Below are 17974 nucleotides of genomic sequence, written 5' to 3'. Positions count from 1 at the left end.
ACCACCGTCATAGATTCCGCGAGCCACCCGCCGGATTCAAGCCCCGGCGGAGGTTTGTAGGCCGGGCGGGCCGATCGGTTCGATCGACGGCCTGCGCCACTCTCGTCGCGCCTGCGCCACTCTCGTCGCGTCTGCGCGACCGTCATCGCGCCAGAACGACGTCGCCGATCAGCGAGGAATGGTCCCACGGGAGCTGGCGCTGCCGCGTCGCCTCGTAGACGTCGGCGCGCACCCGCTTCATCATGGCGCCGATCTCCAGGCCGGGGGTGGCGATGTGCTTGAGGAGGGCGGCCGTGAACGGACTGTTGCGGCCGTCGCCGTCGAGCGCGACGTTCTTGGGCTGGGTGGCGTAGACGATCATGGTGCCGACCGCGCTCTGGATGGCGGCAAGGCCGGAGCCGACCGAGGCCGAGCGGGTGCCGAGCGAGCGGGCGAGCGTGCGCGCCAGCGGGTTGTCGCGGCAGGCGTCGAAGAAGACGAGGTTGACGCGCCGCTCGCTCTCCATCTGGGCCAGCACGTCGTCGATCGTGATGGTGTCGAGCGCGAGGTCGCCGGGCCGCTCCAGCTTGGCGTCGATCGGCACCAGGTAGTTCTTGTCGGCGACCTGCAAGCCGTGTCCCGCGTAGAAGAACAAGGCGAGGTCGGCGCGGTCGAGCTTCTGGCCGAACTCGCGGATCTTCCGCTCCATGCCGTGCTTCTCCAGGTCGATGCCTTCGACGACGTCGAAGCCGAGGCCGCGCAGCGAGCGCGCGAGGTCGCGGGCGTCGTTGCCCGGATTGGGCAGGGCGGTGGCATGGCGGTAGTCGCCGTTGCCGACGACCAGCGCCACGCGGCTCCCGCGGGCGACCGGGGCGGCGGTCGACGGCGACGACACGGGTGGGGAAGCCGGGGATGGACTCGGCGCGACCGCGGCGACGGTCGCCGGCGCGGCCGGGGTCACGGACGACGCGGCCGGGGTCGCCGCCGTCGTCCCGCTCTCGATCGCGGCGAGGCGGGCGCGCGCCGTGTCGACGGCCCACGCGCCGGTGAGGTAGGTCCGCGCCGGAGCGGCCAGGGCCGCCCGGAAATTCTCCTTGGCGCGGGCGAGGTCGCCGCGCGCTTCGAAGGCGAGGCCGCGGCTGGTCAGGGCCGGCGTCATCTCGGGCGAGAGCCGTAATGCCTCGTCGAGATCGGCGAGCGCGCGCCCGAGGTCGCCCTTCAGCCGATAGGCCTCGCCACGATTGCCGATCGCGGTCGCGCTGCGCGGGCTCAGGCGGATCGCCTCGTCGAAATCGCGCAGCGCGCGGTCGAGGTCGCCCCGCTGCCGGTAGACGAAGCCGCGGAGATTGTAGGCGACCGCGTCCTTCGGAGTGATCTCGATCTCCTTGTCGAGATCGGACAGCGCCCGGTCGAGATCGCCGCGGGCGAGATGCGCCTCGGCCCGGAAGTGCCAGGCGCCGTCGTCGCGCGGGTTGAGGCGGATCGCCTCGTCGAGATCACGGAGTGCTCGGTCGACGTCGCCGGCGAGCCGATAGGTGCGTCCGCGATAGGCGTAATAGGGCCCCGACCGCGGCTCCAGCCGGATCGCCTCGTCGAAATCGCGGATCGCCTCCGTGTACTCGTGGCGCGCATGGTGGCTGTGGCCGCGGTTGACCCAGGCGGCGACGTAGGTCGGCGACAGGCGGATCACGGTGTCGAAGTCGACGATGGCGCGATCGTGCTCGCCCTTGTGACGGTAGGCGTTGCCGCGGTTGTGGACGATCACGGCGTCCTTGGGAGAGAGCCGCAATCCCTCCTCGTAGTCGGCGATCGCGCGATCGTACTCGTTCTTGTCGAACCAGACATTGCCGCGGGCGTTGCGCAGCGGGGCGGATTTCGGGTCGAGCCGGATCGCCTCGTCATAGTCGCGCAGCGCCTGGTCGGTGTTGCCGAGGCTGCGATGGATGGAGGCGCGGTTGCCCCAGACCGTGGCGCTCCGCGCCCCCAGCCGCAACGCATCGTCGAAGTCCCGCACGGCGCGCTGGTTGTCGCCCTTGCCCGAGAAGGCGACGCCGCGATTGTTGAAGGCGGCGCCGTTGGTCGGATCGAGCCGCAGCGACTCGTCGAGCTCGCGGATCGCCTGATCGTACTGGCCGCGCTCGTTATAGACCTGCCCGCGGTTGTTATGAGCTGCGGAGCGGTTCTTGGCCGAGACCTTGCTGCCCTGCGCGATGATGCGGCCGCAGGCGGCGAGCCGGGTGTCGAGATTGCTCGACTGGCAGCCGGCGACGTCGCTCTTGCTCTGGGCCTGTGCCGGGCAGGAGCCGACCACGGCGGCGAGAAGGGTGCTGGCGGCGAGAACCGAAAGAGCAAAACGATGTCGATGCATGCGGGTCTCCCGAACGCATCTCGTGACGTGATCACGGGCGGCGGCTGCGCCGACCCAAGTGTCGTCCTGTCGGTCGGATGTTTCAAGAGCCGACAAGAATTAGAGCGCCGTCGCCGCCGCGCGGTTCGATGCTGCGGCGACCCGGGGGCGGGGGCTGCGGGCTGCGGGCTGCCGGCGTCAGCGGTCGTGGTTCTCGCGCATGAGGGCGGCGCGGGCCTTCAGGAGGCCGGCGCGCTCGGACTTCGACAAGGTCGGGAAGGCGAGGTCGAGCGTTCCCATCGCCTCGACGATCGCGGCCACGATCACCAGTCGGGCGAACCATTTGTTGTCGGACGGCACGACGAACCACGGCGCGTGCGGAGCGGCGGTCGCCCGGATCATGTCCTCGTAGGCGCGCATATACGCCTTCCAGTGCTGGCGCTCGGCGATGTCGGCGCCGGAGAACTTCCAGTTCTTCTCGGCCTCGTCGAGCCGCTCGATGAAGCGCCGCTTCTGCTCCTTCTTCGAAACGTGCAGGAAGAACTTCAGGATCAGCGTGCCGTTGCGGGCGAGGTAGCGCTCGAAATTCGCGATGTCCTCGTGGCGCTCCGTGAAGATGTGCTTGCCGACGAGCCGGGGAGGAAGTTTCTGGCGGGCCAGCACCGCCTCGTGGACGCGGGCGACCAGCACCTCCTCGTAATAGGAGCGGTTGAAGATGCCGATGCGGCCGCGTTCCGGCAGATGGATCAGGCAACGCCACATGTAGTCGTGGTCGAGCTCGAGCGCCGAAGGTTGCTTGAACGAGGTGACCTGGCAGCCCTGCGGATTGACGCCCGACATCACGTGCTTGATGGCGCCGTCCTTGCCGGCCGCGTCCATCGCCTGGAAGATCAGCAGCACCGACCAGCGGTCCTGGGCGTAGAGCTTCTCCTGCATCTCCGAGAGCCTCTCGACGCCGGCCGCGATGTGCAGCTTGGCCTCCTCCTTCTCGATGTCGAGGCCGAGCGTGTCGTCGGGCGCGATGTCGGACAGCGCGAACTTGCGGCCTTTGGTGACGCGGAAGGGGGCGATCAGCTCGGCGGCCCTCATGGGCATGCGCGGACACTCCGGAGGCGGGACGGTGTGGGCGCGAGCGGCGTGCGCCCGGACGGCGCCGCATCGATACCGCGTCCGGACGCGTCGGGCAAAAAGGGGTGCGGGAGGGTCGGGTCCGACGATCGGCCCGCGGATCGTCGACGCCCGACCTCTCCGGCCTCACCGCTCGGCTCGCGCGCCGGTCCCGGTCGCCATGGCGAGCCGTCGGACGAGCTCGGGCATGCGGGTTTCGGCGGTCCAGCCGAGCGTCGCGCGCGCCCGATCCGGCCGGCCGACCGAGAACGCGATGTCGGACGGCCGCTTGAGCGCGTCGACCGACACGACATGCGCCTCCCAGTCGAGCCCGAAGGCGCCGAAGGCGGCGGCCGCGAAATCCCGCAGGGTCGCCGCGCGGCCGGTGGCGACGACCAGATCCGCGGGCGCCTCGGCGCGCACCATCAGCCGCATGGCGTCGACATAGTCCGCGGCCCAGCCCCAGTCGCGGGTGACGTCGAGATTGCCGAGCCGCAACGGCCCGGAAATCTCGCCGGCGGCGATGCGGGCGGCCCCCCGGACGATCTTCCGGGTGACGAAACGCTCGGATCGCAGCGGCGATTCGTGGCTGAACAGGATCGCCGTGACGGCGAACAGGCCGAACGTCTCGCGATAGGTCTCGACCGTCCGCTGGGCCGCCGCCTTGGCGATCGCGTAGGGACTGTGCGGCCGCAGCGGCGTCGTCTCGTCGGCGCCGTCCGGGCCGGTATCGCCGAAGGCGTCGCCCGAACCCGCATTGCAGAAGCGGATCGGCGCCGCGACGTCGCGGATCGCGTCGAGGATGCCGACCGTGGCGCCGAGAATGCTGTCGATCGTTTCGCGCGGGGCCGCGAAGGAGCGGCCGACCGAGCTCTGGGCGGAGAGGTTGTAGACCTCGTCCGGTTGCACCCTCTCCAGCAGGCGCCGGACGTCGGAGACGTTCTCCGGCACGCAGGTGTGGACCGTGACGCGCTCCCGGATGCCGAGCCGGGCGAGGTTCGCGAACGGGTTACCGGCGGCGTCGCGCGACGTGCCGTGCACGACCGTGCCCTCGGCCGACAGCCGCTCGGCGAGCAGGCTGCCGTCCTGGCCCGAGACGCCGAGGATCAAGGCGGTCCGGCTCATGCGGACCTGGACGGCCTGCCGGGCCGCGACGACGAACGGCCGCCGGCGCGTCGGGGCCGGGACACGAGAAGGGCCGCGGCTGCGATCATGACTCCACTCGGCACGACGAAAGGCGCCGGTGTAACAGACCGGTCCGCGCAGGAACAGCGCGCTCCGCCTCCCGGCCGTCCGGATGTCGGGCGAGGGCGGGTGCCCCGGGAGCGACGCGGGCAGGGCGTCCCGGGTCGCCTGGGGCGTCGGGCAGGGCGGGGTCTCGTTCGCCGCGGGTGGCGAACCCGTGCGTGCCGGTGTATCGGAACGCCACCCGGGATGGTCCAGCACCGTCCGTCGGCGATCGCCGCGCCGCCGAGTTGTTTCGGGAGATTGCGGACGGTGACGCAGAAACAAGCAGAAACGAGAAATCGCGCCCGAACCCGGCCGATCATGCGTATGCGAGAGGACCAAACGGGGGGCCGAATGACCGAGACTCCGCATATCCTGGTCGTCGAGGACGACCAGGAGATCAGCCGACTCGTCGCGCGCTACCTGCGCGCCAACGAGTGCCGCGTGTCGCTCGCCGGCGACGGCCGCGAGATGGACCGCGTGATGGGGACGAGCCGGATCGACCTCGTCGTGCTCGACCTCATGCTGCCGGGCGAGGACGGGCTGAGCCTGTGCCGCCGGCTGCGCGACGCGTCCGGCGTGCCGGTGATCATCCTGTCGGCGCGCGGCGAGGAGGTCGACCGCATCGTCGGTCTCGAGATGGGCGCCGACGACTATCTGGCCAAGCCGTTCAACCCGCGCGAGCTGCTCGCCCGGGTGAAGGCGGTTCTCCGGCGCAGCGACTCGATCCTGCGCGGTCCCGCCGGCCGACGCCCCCGCGTGCTGACCTTCCTGGGCTGGCGGCTCGATTGCGGGCTCGCCAAGCTCACCAATCCCGAGGGCGGGGCGGTGGCGATCACGGGCGGCGAGTTCGACCTCCTGCAGGCGTTGTGCGAGCACCCCGCCCGGGTGCTGTCGCGCGATCAGCTGCTCGATCTCACCCAGGGGCGGGCCGCCGGTGCCTTCGAGCGCTCGATCGACGTGCTGATCAGCCGGCTGCGGCGCAAGATCGAGGCCGACCCGCACCACCCCGAGATCATCCGCACGGTCCGGTCCGGCGGCTACGTGTTCACGCCGGAGGTCGCCGTCGCGTCATGAGGCCCGCGCTCGGGCGGCTGTTCCCGCTCTCCATCGGAACCCAGATCGCCGGCCTGGTGGTGGTCTCGCTCCTGGGGATCCACGGCCTGCTGACCCTGCTGTTGTTCTTCGGCGATCGCGACGACGGGCGAGCCCGCGAGGACATGGCGGCGCAGCTCGTCGCGCTCGTGCGGCTCGCCGAGGCCGATCCGGACGGCCGCGACGCCCTGATCGCGCGGGCCGCGACGGCGTTCCCGCAGTTCGGGCTCGCCCGGGGCGAGGTGATGCCCCCGGTGCCGGGCCGGATCGCGCCGTCACCCGGCCTCGCGCCTCCGCCGGGCCGGCCGCCGCCCGAGCCCTGGGGGCTCGATCGCGAGCTGCGCGCTTTGCCGGCCGGGGTCACCGCCTCGGCGATCGCGCCGGCCGAGCCGGGCGCCCCGCGACGCATCACGGTGCGGCTGAGCGACGGGACGGCACTGGCCGCGACCGTGCCGCCGCGGTGGCGGCCGCCGTTCGGCCCGCTGCAGGTGACGATCGTCATCCTGGCGAGCCTCGTCACCGTGCTGAGCGGCTGGGCCGCGCTCGCGCTCACGCGGCCGCTGCGCGCCTTCGCCAGCGCGGCGGAGGCGTTCCGGCCGGACGGCGAGATCGTTCCGCTGGCCGAGCGCGGGCCGCAGGAAATCCAGGTGGCTGCTCGTGCTCTCAATGGGATGCGCGCACGAATTAAAGCGATGGTCGAGGAACGGTCGCAAATGCTGGCGGCGGTCGGCCACGATCTGCGCACCCCGATCACCCGGCTGCGGCTGCGCAGCGAGTTCATCGAGGACGACGTCCTGCGGGCCCAGGCGCTGGCCGATCTCGATCAAATGCGCGGAATGGTCGAGTCGCTGCTCGTCTTCATGCGCAGCGGGCAGTCGGCGCGCGCGCCGGTCATGGTCGACCTGACCGCGAGCCTGACCACCGTTTGCGACCAGTTCGCCGATCTCGGCCATGCCGTGACCTATTCGGGACCGGACCATGCCGTGATCCTCGGGCACCCCGACGAGCTGCAGCGCGCGGTGACGAATCTCGTCGACAATGCGGTTCGTTACGCCGGACGGGCGACAGTCCGGTTGAGCCTCGCGGCGGACCGGGTCGCGATCGACGTGGAAGACGATGGCCCGGGGCTTCCGGATGCCCAGAAGAGCGCGATGCTGCGCCCCTTCGCCCGCGGCGAGAGCGCCCGCAGCATGGACGGAACCACCGGGTTCGGGCTCGGCCTCTCGATCGCCCAGGTGGTCGCGGCTGCGCATGGCGGCTCGCTTGCGCTGCTGGATGCGAGCCCACACGGTCTGCTCGCCCGGATCACCTTGCCGGGCGACGTGATCGTGCGGGCCCGGGCAGACGGCCCGAACGGCGGCTCGGCCACGGCATCGGAGGACGATCGAACGCCGGCGGAAGGACCGCCCGAGCCGTCGTCGGTCCAGGTCGTGCGAGCATGAGCCGTCGCGCGAGCATGAGCCGAAGCACGCCACCGAAACAATTCTAGCGACTTCCGCAACACCGGGACAACAGGTGGCGTGCTAAACCGTGCCCATACGCCTCCGGCGTTCCCGTGGCCACGCGCGGGTCGACAGATCGGCCTCCGCCGCCTGCTCCGGCGGAGGCCGACCCCTTCTGTCTGTCGATATCTCTCGCCCGGCCATCCCGCGCCTCTCATCGACCCCCGCTCGGGGCCGTGACACGGCGCGGGTACGCGCTGCGGTTCGGCGCCGACGCCGCCTATGCTGCCGGCGATTACACTCCATACATAATCCCAGGGTATAGGTCGGTGATCGGGCCGGCCCTGACGGCCAGGTGCGACACGCGGCGACGCGCCGCCGAGCGAGTCGTGTCGCGATCGCCAGGTCCACCTCGAACACGGCTCCGTCCGGTTCCGTCGCGAACCGGAGACGAGGGGCTTGGCAAACCACATTCGACTCGTTAAATAGCCCCCACTGGCGCGCCGGCCCTTTGTCGGCGCGCCCTTGCGTGTTCTCGGAAAATCTGGCGGTACAGGACTCTGTTCCTTTTGGGCATCCGACGGGATCGATCTGAAGGGACCAGGGGACGGATCCGCCAACTCTCCGCGGCACGCGGCCGTTCCGTTCGAACGGTCGGTCCTGTCCGAGACTGCAGGTGCTTCCGCCCGCGCTTCAACGGCAACGGCAGACGCTTAATTCCGCTCCGCGAGCGGCTTCTCTGCTCAGAGGATCCGCTGCAAGGGCCTGCACAGACGGGGAAGATCGGTTTCGGGGGAGACCCCGTACGGTTCCGACTCGGGTTGACCCGACGGCGCGCTCGCGCCCGAGGGGGACAGGGCAAGAAGCGCCGTCCCGGTGCCGCTTCGCGAGAGGCGGGGAAGGGGCGGTCGATGCAACCGGTGGCCCTCGCGGCCATCAACCAGAGAGAGCAAGACGTGGATCGAGCGGCAAAGAAAGAGCTCGTCATGACGCTGAACGAGGTCTTCAAGGCCTCCAACGTCGTGGTCGTGGCTCACTATGCCGGCCTGACCGTCGCCCAGATGCAGACCCTGCGCAAGCAGGCCAAGCAGGCTGGTGCGTCCGTGAAGGTCGCCAAGAACCGTCTCGCCAAGATCGCTCTTGATGGCACCGACGCGGCGGTCGTCGCGCCCCTCCTCAAGGGGCCGACCGTGCTCACCTACTCGGGTGATCCGATCGCGGCGCCGAAGGTCGTCTCCGACTTCGCCAAGGCGAACGACAAGTTCGTCATCCTCGGCGGAGCGATGGGGAAGACCGCCCTGAACCCCGACGGCGTCAAGGCTCTCGCCACGCTGCCGTCCCTCGACGAACTCCGCGCGAAGATCGTCGGCCTCGTGCAGGCCCCGGCGACCAAGGTGGCGCAGCTCGTCAACGCGCCGGCCGGCAAGCTCGCGCGGGTGGTTCAGGCCTATGCCAGCAAGGGCGAGGCGTGACGCTCGCCAACCCGAACTAGTCGAAACCAACAAGGACTGACTGCAATGGCTGATCTGCAGAAGATCGTTGACGACCTGTCGAGCCTCACCGTGCTCGAGGCGGCCGAGCTGGCCAAGCTGCTCGAGGAGAAGTGGGGCGTGTCCGCCGCCGCCGCCGTGGCCGTCGCGGCCGGCCCGGCCGCCGCCGCCGCGGCGCCGGTCGAGGAGAAGACCGAGTTCAACGTCATCCTGGCCGCCGCCGGTGACAAGAAGATCGAGGTCATCAAGGAGGTGCGCGCGCTCACCGGTCTCGGCCTGAAGGAGGCCAAGGATCTGGTCGAGGGTGCCCCGAAGCCGGTCAAGGAAGGCGTCAACAAGGACGAGGCCGAGAAGATCAAGGCGACCCTCGAGAAGGTGGGCGCCAAGGTCGAACTCAAGTAATCGTGAGCTTTGTCAATCGATTCCGTTCCTATATTGCGGAATCGACGCCGTCCGCACGGGTGGCACGAGGTTTGCGTGATCCGGGTCGCGCCGCGCTCCAGGGCGCACCCGGATCGACATGACGATTGTGCGGTCCGGGCAAGCCCGGGCCGCCCGACCTTAACGGCGGGCGCGCGGACGAGTCGCGGGAGACGTCGCGAAGAGCCCACCGGCATGCCGCTTCCGGCAACGCTCGCGAGAGCCCGGAAGCCCCCCGCGGCCATTTCGGCCGTCGGAGGAAGCGAGAGGCCACGATGGCAGAGACGTTCACCGGTCGTAAGCGGGTTCGCAAGTTCTTCGGCAAGATTCAGGAAGTGGCGGAGATGCCGAACCTCATCGAGGTTCAGAAGGCGTCCTACGACCAGTTTCTGCTGATCCAGGAACCGAAAGGCGGGCGGCCGGACGAAGGGCTGCAGGCCGTCTTCAAGTCGGTGTTCCCGATCTCCGATTTCTCGAACACGGCGCAGCTCGAGTTCGTGCGCTACGAGTTCGAGCCGCCCAAGTACGACGTGGACGAGTGCCGCCAGCGCGGCATGACCTATGCCGCGCCGCTGAAGGTGACGCTGCGGCTGATCGTGTTCGACGTGGACGAGGAGACGGGCGCCAAGTCGGTCAAGGACATCAAGGAGCAGGATGTCTACATGGGCGACATCCCGCTCATGACCAACAACGGCACCTTCATCGTCAACGGCACCGAGCGCGTCATCGTCTCCCAGATGCACCGCTCGCCGGGCGTGTTCTTCGACCACGACAAGGGCAAGACCCACTCCTCGGGCAAGCTCCTGTTCGCGGCCCGCATCATCCCGTATCGCGGCTCCTGGCTCGACATCGAGTTCGACGCCAAGGACATCGTCTATGCGCGCATCGACCGGCGCCGGAAGATTCCGGTGACGTCGCTGCTGTACGCGCTCGGCATGGACGGCGAGGAGATCCTCAACACCTTCTACAGCCAGATCGTCTACAAGAAGACCAAGGACGGTTGGCGCGTGCCCTTCGACGCCAACCGGATGAAGGGCTACAAGGCGATCAACGACCTCGTCGACGCCGACACCGGCAAGGTGGTGGTCGAGGCCGGCAAGAAGATCACGGTCCGTCAGGCGCGCCTCCTTCAGGAGAAGGGTCTCAAGGCGCTGCGAATGACCGACGACGAGCTGATCGGCTCCTACATCGCCGAGGATCTCGTCAACGCCAACACGGGCGAGATCTACGTCGAGGCCGGCGAGGAGATCACCGAGAAGACCCTGAAGCTCCTCTCCGAGGTCGGCTACAAGGACGTCCCGGTCCTCGACATCGACCACGTCAACATCGGCGCCTACATCCGCAACACGCTCGCCGTCGACAAGAACATGCGGCGCGAGGACGCCCTGTTCGACATCTATCGGGTGATGCGCCCGGGCGAGCCGCCGACGCTCGACACCGCGCAGGCGATGTTCCAGTCGCTGTTCTTCGACAGCGAGCGCTACGACCTGTCGGCGGTCGGCCGCGTGAAGATGAACATGCGCCTCGACCTGCAGTGCCCCGACACCATCCGGGTGCTGCGCAAGGAAGACATTCTCGGCGTGATCAAGACGCTGGTGGATCTGCGCGACGGCAAGGGCCAGATCGACGACATCGACCATCTCGGCAACCGCCGCGTCCGCTCGGTCGGCGAGCTGATGGAGAACCAGTACCGCATCGGCCTCCTGCGCATGGAGCGCGCCATCAAGGAGCGGATGAGCTCGGTCGACATCGGCACCGTGATGCCGCAGGATCTGATCAACGCCAAGCCGGCGGCGGCGGCGGTGCGCGAGTTCTTCGGCTCGTCGCAGCTCTCGCAGTTCATGGACCAGACGAACCCGCTCTCGGAGATCACCCACAAGCGGCGCCTGTCGGCGCTCGGCCCGGGCGGTCTGACCCGCGAGCGCGCCGGCTTCGAGGTGCGCGACGTGCACCCGACCCATTACGGCCGCATCTGCCCGATCGAGACGCCGGAAGGTCCGAACATCGGCCTGATCAACTCGCTCGCCACCTATGCGCGGGTGAACAAGTACGGCTTCGTCGAGACGCCCTACCGGCGCGTCAAGGACGGCCGGGTCACCGACGACGTGATCTATCTGTCGGCCATGGAGGAGGGGCGCTACTACGTCGCCCAGGCCAACCAGCCGGTCGACGCCGACGGCAAGTTCACCGAGGATCTGATCGTCTGCCGCCACGCCGGCGACGTGCTGATGATGCCGCCGGACCGCGTCGACTACATGGACGTGTCGCCCAAGCAGCTCGTCTCGGTCGCCGCGGCGCTGATCCCGTTCCTCGAGAACGACGACGCCAACCGCGCCCTGATGGGCTCGAACATGCAACGGCAGGCCGTGCCGCTGGTGCGCGCCGAGGCGCCGTTCGTCGGCACCGGCATGGAGGGCGTCGTCGCGCGGGACTCGGGCGCCGCCATCGCGGCGCGCCGCACCGGCGTCATCGACCAGGTGGACGCCACCCGTATCGTGGTGCGCGCCACCGAGGATCTCGACCCGACCAAGTCGGGCGTCGACATCTATCGGCTGCAGAAGTTCCAGCGCTCGAACCAGAACACCTGCATCAACCAGCGTCCGTTGGTGAAGGTGGGCGACTCGGTGGCCAAGGGCGACATCATCGCCGACGGTCCGTCGACCGAGCTCGGCGAGCTCGCGCTCGGCCGCAACGTGCTCGTCGCGTTCATGCCGTGGAACGGCTACAACTTCGAGGACTCGATCCTGCTCTCCGAGCGGATCGTGAAGGACGACGTGTTCACGTCGATCCACATCGAAGAGTTCGAGGTGATGGCCCGCGACACCAAGCTCGGGCCGGAGGAGATCACCCGCGACATCCCGAACGTCTCGGAAGAGGCGCTCAAGAATCTCGACGAGGCCGGCATCGTCTACATCGGTGCCGAGGTCCATGCCGGCGACATCCTGGTCGGCAAGATCACGCCGAAGGGCGAGAGCCCGATGACGCCGGAGGAGAAGCTCCTGCGCGCCATCTTCGGCGAGAAGGCCTCGGACGTGCGCGACACCTCCCTGCGGGTGCCGCCCGGCGTCCAGGGGACGGTCGTCGAGGTGCGGGTATTCAACCGCCACGGCGTCGAGAAGGACGAGCGCGCGCTCGCCATCGAGCGCGAGGAGATCGAGCGGCTCGCCAAGGACCGCGACGACGAGCAGGCGATCCTCGACCGCAACGTCTACGGCCGCCTCGCCGAGATGCTCGACGGCAAGACCGCCATCGCCGGCCCGAAGGGCTTCAAGAAGGACACCAAGATCGTCCGCGCCTCGCTCGACGAGTATCCGCGGTCGCAGTGGTGGCTGTTCGCCACTGCCGACGACAAGCTGATGAGCGAGATCGAGGCGATCCGGAAGTCCTACGAGGAGAGCAAGAAGGGCCTGGAGCAGCGCTTCCTCGACAAGGTCGAGAAGCTGCAGCGCGGCGACGAGCTGCCGCCCGGCGTGATGAAGATGGTCAAGGTCTTCGTCGCGGTGAAGCGCAAGATCCAGCCCGGCGACAAGATGGCGGGCCGTCATGGCAACAAGGGCGTGGTGTCCAAGATCGTGCCCGCCGAGGATATGCCGTTCCTGGCCGACGGCCAGCCGGTCGACATCGTGCTCAACCCGCTCGGCGTGCCGAGCCGCATGAATGTCGGGCAGATCCTCGAGACGCATCTGGGCTGGGCCTGCGCCGGCCTCGGCAAGCGCATCGGCGAGGCGATCGACGCGTATTACGCGCGCGCCGATCTCAAGCCGCTCAAGGAGACGCTCGACAAGGTCTACGGCGACGACAAGACCATCCAGTCGCTGGGCGAGGGCGAGCTCGTCGAGCTCGGCTCGAACCTGCGCAAGGGCGTGCCGATCGCCACCCCGGTGTTCGACGGTGCCAAGGAGCACGACATCGAGACCATGCTGAACCTCGCCGGGCTCGACTGCTCCGGGCAGGTGACGCTGTACGACGGCCGCACCGGCGATCAGTTCGACCGCAAGGTGACGGTGGGCTACATCTACATGCTGAAGCTCCACCACCTGGTCGACGACAAGATCCACGCCCGCTCGATCGGCCCGTACTCGCTCGTCACCCAGCAGCCGCTGGGCGGCAAGGCGCAGTTCGGCGGACAGCGCTTCGGCGAAATGGAGGTCTGGGCGCTGGAGGCCTACGGGGCCGCCTACACGCTGCAGGAGATGCTCACCGTGAAGTCCGACGACGTCGCCGGTCGCACCAAGGCCTACGAGTCGATCGTGCGCGGAGACGACACCTTCGAGGCGGGCATCCCCGAGTCCTTCAACGTGCTGGTCAAGGAGATGCGCTCGCTCGGCCTCAACGTCGACCTGCACAATTCCAAGAACCAGCGCGGCCCGAGCGACTCCGCGGAGGCGGCCGAGTGACGGTCCTGCGGGCCGGGTGACACCCGGCCCTCCCGCCGCCGCGGCCCCGCCGCGGCGCGGTGCCCGCGTGCGTTCGGTCACGGGCGGTTTTCCAAGGAACGACACGGCGGTTGCGGAACGATCCGCGGATCGGGCGTCGGTCGAACCCCACCAAGTGTGGAGACAGCAATGAATCAAGAGGTCATGAATCTTTTCGGGCCGCAGGTGCCGGCCCAGGTGTTCGACCAGATCCGTATCTCGATCGCGAGCCCGGAAAAGATTCTGTCGTGGTCCTACGGCGAGATCAAGAAGCCGGAGACCATCAACTACCGGACCTTCAAGCCGGAACGCGACGGCCTGTTCTGCGCCCGCATCTTCGGTCCGATCAAGGACTACGAGTGCTTGTGCGGCAAGTACAAGCGCATGAAGTACAAGGGCATCATCTGCGAGAAGTGCGGCGTCGAGGTGACTCTCTCGCGCGTCCGGCGCGAGCGGATGGGCCACATCGAGCTCGCCGCGCCGGTGGCGCACATCTGGTTCCTGAAGTCGCTGCCGAGCCGCATCGGCCTGCTGCTCGACATGACCCTGAAGGATCTCGAGCGGATCCTCTATTTCGAGTACTACGTGGTGCTCGAGCCCGGCCTCACGCCCCTGCAGAACCGGCAGCTGCTCTCCGAGGAGGAGTATCTGCGGGCGCAGGACGAGTACGGGGCGGACAGTTTCACGGCGATGATCGGCGCCGAGGCGATCCGCGAGTTGCTCAAGGGCATGGACCTCGACAAGCTCGCGGCGGATCTGCGCAAGGAGATCGCCGAGTCGACCTCCGACCTGAAGCCGAAGAAGCTCGCCAAGCGGCTCAAGCTGATCGAGGCCTTCACCCAGTCCGGCAACAAGCCGGAGTGGATGATCCTCACCGTCGTGCCGGTTATCCCGCCGGATCTGCGCCCGCTCGTCCCGCTCGACGGCGGCCGCTTCGCGACGTCGGACCTCAACGATCTCTATCGCCGCGTCATCAACCGCAACAACCGCCTCAAGCGGCTGATCGAGCTGCGCGCGCCGGACATCATCATCCGCAACGAGAAGCGGATGCTGCAGGAAGCCGTCGACGCGCTGTTCGACAACGGCCGCCGCGGCCGCGTCATCACGGGTGCCAACAAGCGCCCGCTGAAGTCGCTCGCCGACATGCTCAAGGGCAAGCAGGGCCGGTTCCGCCAGAACCTGCTCGGCAAGCGCGTCGACTATTCGGGCCGCTCGGTGATCGTCGTCGGACCCGAGCTCAAGCTGCATCAGTGCGGCCTGCCCAAGAAGATGGCGCTCGAGCTGTTCAAGCCCTTCATCTACTCGCGGCTCGACGCCAAGGGTCTGTCGACCACGGTGAAGCAGGCCAAGAAGCTCGTCGAGAAGGAGAAGCCGGAAGTCTGGGACATCCTGGACGAGGTCATCCGCGAGCATCCGGTGCTGTTGAACCGCGCCCCGACCCTGCACCGCCTCGGCATCCAGGCGTTCGAGCCGGTGCTGATCGAGGGCAAGGCGATCCAGCTCCATCCGCTGGTCTGCGCGGCCTTCAACGCCGACTTCGACGGCGATCAGATGGCCGTGCACGTGCCGCTGTCGCTCGAGTCGCAGCTCGAGGCGCGTGTGCTGATGATGTCGACGAACAACATCCTGCACCCCGCAAACGGCTCGCCCATCATCGTGCCGTCGCAGGACATCGTTCTCGGCCTCTACTACCTGTCCCTCCTTCGCGACAACGAGCCGGGGCAGGGCAAGGCCTTCTCGAACATGGCCGAGATCGAGCACGCGCTCGGCGAGCGCGCGATCACGCTGCACACCAAGATCAAGTACCGCTGGATCGGCCTCGACGAGAACGGTGACGAGGTCGTGCGCATGTACGACACCTCGCCGGGTCGGGTGTTCCTCTCCCAGGTGCTGCCGCGCCACCGCAAGGTTCCCTTCGACGTCGTCAACAAGCTGATGACGAAGAAGGAGATCTCCAACATGATCGACACGGTCTACCGGCACTGCGGCCAGAAGGAGACCGTGATCTTCTGCGATCGCATCATGGCGCTCGGCTTCCACCACGCGTTCAAGGCCGGCATCTCGTTCGGCAAAGACGACATGGTGGTGCCGCGCAAGAAGTGGGAGATCGTCGACAAGACCCGCACCGAGGCGAAGGACTTCGAGCAGCAGTTCCTCGAGGGCCTGATCACCCAGGGCGAGAAGTACAACAAGGTCGTCGACGCCTGGTCGAAGTGCACCGAGCAGATCGCCGACGAGATGATGCGCGAGATCTCGGCGGTCCGGAAGGACGAGACGACGGGCCGCGAGGTGCCGATCAACTCGATCTACATGATGGCCCATTCCGGAGCGCGCGGTTCGCCCGCCCAGATGCGCCAGCTCGCCGGCATGCGCGGCCTGATGGCGAAGCCGTCGGGCGAGATCATCGAGAGCCCGATCATCTCGAACTTCAAGGAAGGCCTCTCGGTTCTCGAGTACTTCAACTCGACCCACGGCGCCCGCAAGGGCCTGGCCGACACGGCGCTCAAGACCGCCAACTCGGGCTACCTGACGCGCCGTCTCGTCGACGTCGCGCAGGACTGCATCATCACGACCGACGACTGCGGCACGACGAGCGGCATCAAGGTGCGGGCGATCATCGACGCCGGCACCGTGGTGGCCTCGCTCGGCAGCCGCATCCTCGGGCGCACCGTGGCCGAGGACGTTCGCGATCCGTCGTCGGGCGAGCTGATCGTGGCGCGCAACACGCTCCTCGACGAGCGTGACGTCGAGAGGATCGTGACGGCCGGCGTGCAGGAGCTGAAGATCCGCTCCGTGCTCACCTGCGAGACCACCTCGGGCGTGTGCGGTGCCTGCTACGGGCGCGATCTCGCCCGCGGCACGCCGGTCAACATGGGCGAGGCGGTCGGCGTCATCGCGGCGCAGTCGATCGGCGAGCCGGGCACCCAGCTCACCATGCGCACGTTCCACATCGGCGGTGCGGCGCAGATCTCGGAGCAGTCCTTCATCGAGTCGAACTTCGAAGGCACGATCCGGATCAAGAACCGCAGCATGGCGCGGAACTCGGACGGCGAGCTGATCGCCATGGCCCGCAACATGGCCGTGGTGGTGGTCGATCAGGACGGCACCGAGCGCGCCGTCCACCGCATCCAGTACGGCTCGCGCGTCAAGGTCGACGAGGGCGACAAGATCAAGCGCGGCCAGCGCATCGCCGAGTGGGATCCCTACACCCGGCCGATCCTGACCGAGGCGGAGGGCACCATCGGCTTCGAGGATCTGGTCGAAGGCCAGTCGATGTCCGAGACGCTCGACGAGTCGACCGGCATCGCCAAGCGCGTGGTCATCGACTGGCGGGCCTCCGGCCGCGGCCAGGATTTGCGCCCCGCGATCGTCATCAAGGACGACGAGGGCAAGGTGATGAAGCTGGCGCGCGGCGGCGACGCCCGCTACCAGCTCGCCGTCGATTGCATCCTCTCGGTCGATCCCGGCACCAAGGTGAAGGCCGGCGACGCCATCGCGCGCATGCCGACCGAGAGCGCCAAGACCCGCGACATCACCGGCGGTCTGCCGCGGGTGGCGGAGCTGTTCGAGGCGCGGCGCCCGAAGGAGGCGGCGGTCATCGCCGAGATCTCCGGCACGGTGCGGTTCGGGCGCGACTACAAGAACAAGCGCCGGCTCACCATCGAGCCGAACGAGAAGGACGTCGAGCCGCGCGAGTACCTGATCCCGAAGGGCAAGCACGTCCATCTGCAGGACGGCGACCTCATCGAGAAGGGCGACTACATCGTCGAGGGCAATCCCGCCCCGCACGACATCCTGGCGGTCAAGGGCGTCGAGGAGCTGGCGGCCTATCTGGTCAACGAGATCCAGGAGGTCTACCGGCTGCAAGGCGTGCAGATCAACGACAAGCACATCGAGGTGATCGTTCGCCAGATGCTGCAGAAGGTCGAGGTGGACGACGCCGGCGAGACCGACCTCATCCAGGGCGAGCAGATCGACTGGGTCGAGTTCGACGAGGTCAATGCCCGCGCCCGCGAGGAGGGCAAGAAGGAGGCGAAGGCGCATCCGGTCCTGCTCGGCATCACCAAGGCCTCGCTGCAGACCCGCTCGTTCATCTCGGCGGCGTCGTTCCAGGAGACCACCCGCGTGCTCACCGAGGCGGCGGTCGCCGGCAAGGCGGACACGTTGGACGGGCTCAAGGAGAACGTCATCGTCGGTCGCCTGATCCCGGCCGGCACCGGCGCGCAGATGAACGTGCTGCGCGAGATCGCCAGCAAGCGCGACTCGCTGATCCTCGAGGAGCGCGAGAAAGTGTCGTCGGACAAGCCGCCGGAGCAGCCGGCGGCGCTGCCCGCCGCAGAGTAGGACAAGCGACGAAGAGCCGCCCCTCGGGGCGGCTCTTTTACTTCGTTGTTGCTTCGTAGCAACCATTAGATTTTGAGTGGTTTAGGAGCTGGGGATTTGTGGACAGGC

At 68.2% G+C, this 17974-nt stretch carries 9 protein-coding genes; 6 read left to right on the top strand and 3 right to left on the bottom strand.

Annotated elements, in window-relative coordinates; translation table 11 throughout:
• Nucleotides 1–142: 142 nt before the first annotated feature.
• The 3 genes from ACFSOX_RS11780 to ACFSOX_RS11770 form a co-directional block, all read right to left on the bottom strand.
• A complete protein-coding gene (locus ACFSOX_RS11780; protein ID WP_378478006.1) occupies nucleotides 143–2347 on the bottom strand; it encodes a tetratricopeptide repeat protein in 2205 nt (734 codons plus the stop codon).
• 177 nt (nucleotides 2348–2524) lie between these two features.
• Complete coding sequence (locus ACFSOX_RS11775; RefSeq protein ID WP_378478005.1) at nucleotides 2525–3421, bottom strand: polyphosphate kinase 2 family protein; 897 nt, start codon at nucleotides 3419–3421, stop codon at nucleotides 2525–2527.
• A 159-nt stretch (nucleotides 3422–3580) separates the two neighbouring features.
• The gene (locus ACFSOX_RS11770) at nucleotides 3581–4558 is read right to left on the bottom strand and encodes a GDP-mannose 4,6-dehydratase (protein ID WP_378478004.1); all 978 of its coding nucleotides are present in this window, start codon (nucleotides 4556–4558) and stop codon (nucleotides 3581–3583) included.
• Nucleotides 4559–5014: 456 nt separating this feature from the next.
• On the opposite strand from ACFSOX_RS11770, the gene ACFSOX_RS11765 reads away from it, so the two are divergent.
• The 6 genes from ACFSOX_RS11765 to rpoC all read left to right on the top strand — a co-directional run bounded on the left by ACFSOX_RS11765 (nucleotide 5015) and on the right by rpoC (nucleotide 17866).
• Complete coding sequence (locus ACFSOX_RS11765) at nucleotides 5015–5737, top strand: response regulator (protein ID WP_378478003.1); 723 nt, start codon at nucleotides 5015–5017, stop codon at nucleotides 5735–5737.
• On the top strand, nucleotides 5734–7197 hold the full coding sequence (locus ACFSOX_RS11760) for an ATP-binding protein (RefSeq protein ID WP_378478002.1): 1464 nt from the start codon (nucleotides 5734–5736) through the stop codon (nucleotides 7195–7197). The genes ACFSOX_RS11765 and ACFSOX_RS11760 overlap by 4 nt, the downstream gene beginning before the upstream one ends.
• Before the next feature lie 956 nt (nucleotides 7198–8153).
• Nucleotides 8154–8669 carry a 50S ribosomal protein L10 gene (gene rplJ / locus ACFSOX_RS11755; protein ID WP_378478108.1) on the top strand — a complete coding sequence of 172 codons (516 nt, stop codon included), beginning with the start codon at nucleotides 8154–8156 and terminating at the stop codon, nucleotides 8667–8669.
• A 45-nt stretch (nucleotides 8670–8714) separates the two neighbouring features.
• Nucleotides 8715–9089 (top strand): 50S ribosomal protein L7/L12, encoded by a 375-nt coding sequence (rplL, locus tag ACFSOX_RS11750; protein WP_272777753.1) that lies wholly within the window; start codon nucleotides 8715–8717, stop codon nucleotides 9087–9089.
• A 293-nt stretch (nucleotides 9090–9382) separates the two neighbouring features.
• Nucleotides 9383–13504 (top strand): DNA-directed RNA polymerase subunit beta, encoded by a 4122-nt coding sequence (gene rpoB / locus ACFSOX_RS11745; RefSeq protein WP_378478001.1) that lies wholly within the window; start codon nucleotides 9383–9385, stop codon nucleotides 13502–13504.
• A 168-nt stretch (nucleotides 13505–13672) separates the two neighbouring features.
• Nucleotides 13673–17866, top strand: a complete 4194-nt coding sequence (rpoC, locus tag ACFSOX_RS11740; RefSeq protein WP_378478000.1) for a DNA-directed RNA polymerase subunit beta' — start codon at nucleotides 13673–13675, stop codon at nucleotides 17864–17866.
• Nucleotides 17867–17974: the final 108 nt, after the last annotated feature.

Source organism: Rhodoplanes azumiensis, assembly GCF_042682915.1.
Classification (GTDB): domain Bacteria; phylum Pseudomonadota; class Alphaproteobacteria; order Rhizobiales; family Xanthobacteraceae; genus Rhodoplanes; species Rhodoplanes azumiensis.
Note: the sequence above shows the minus strand (reverse complement) of the source record. Positions and strands in the feature narration are given on the sequence as shown.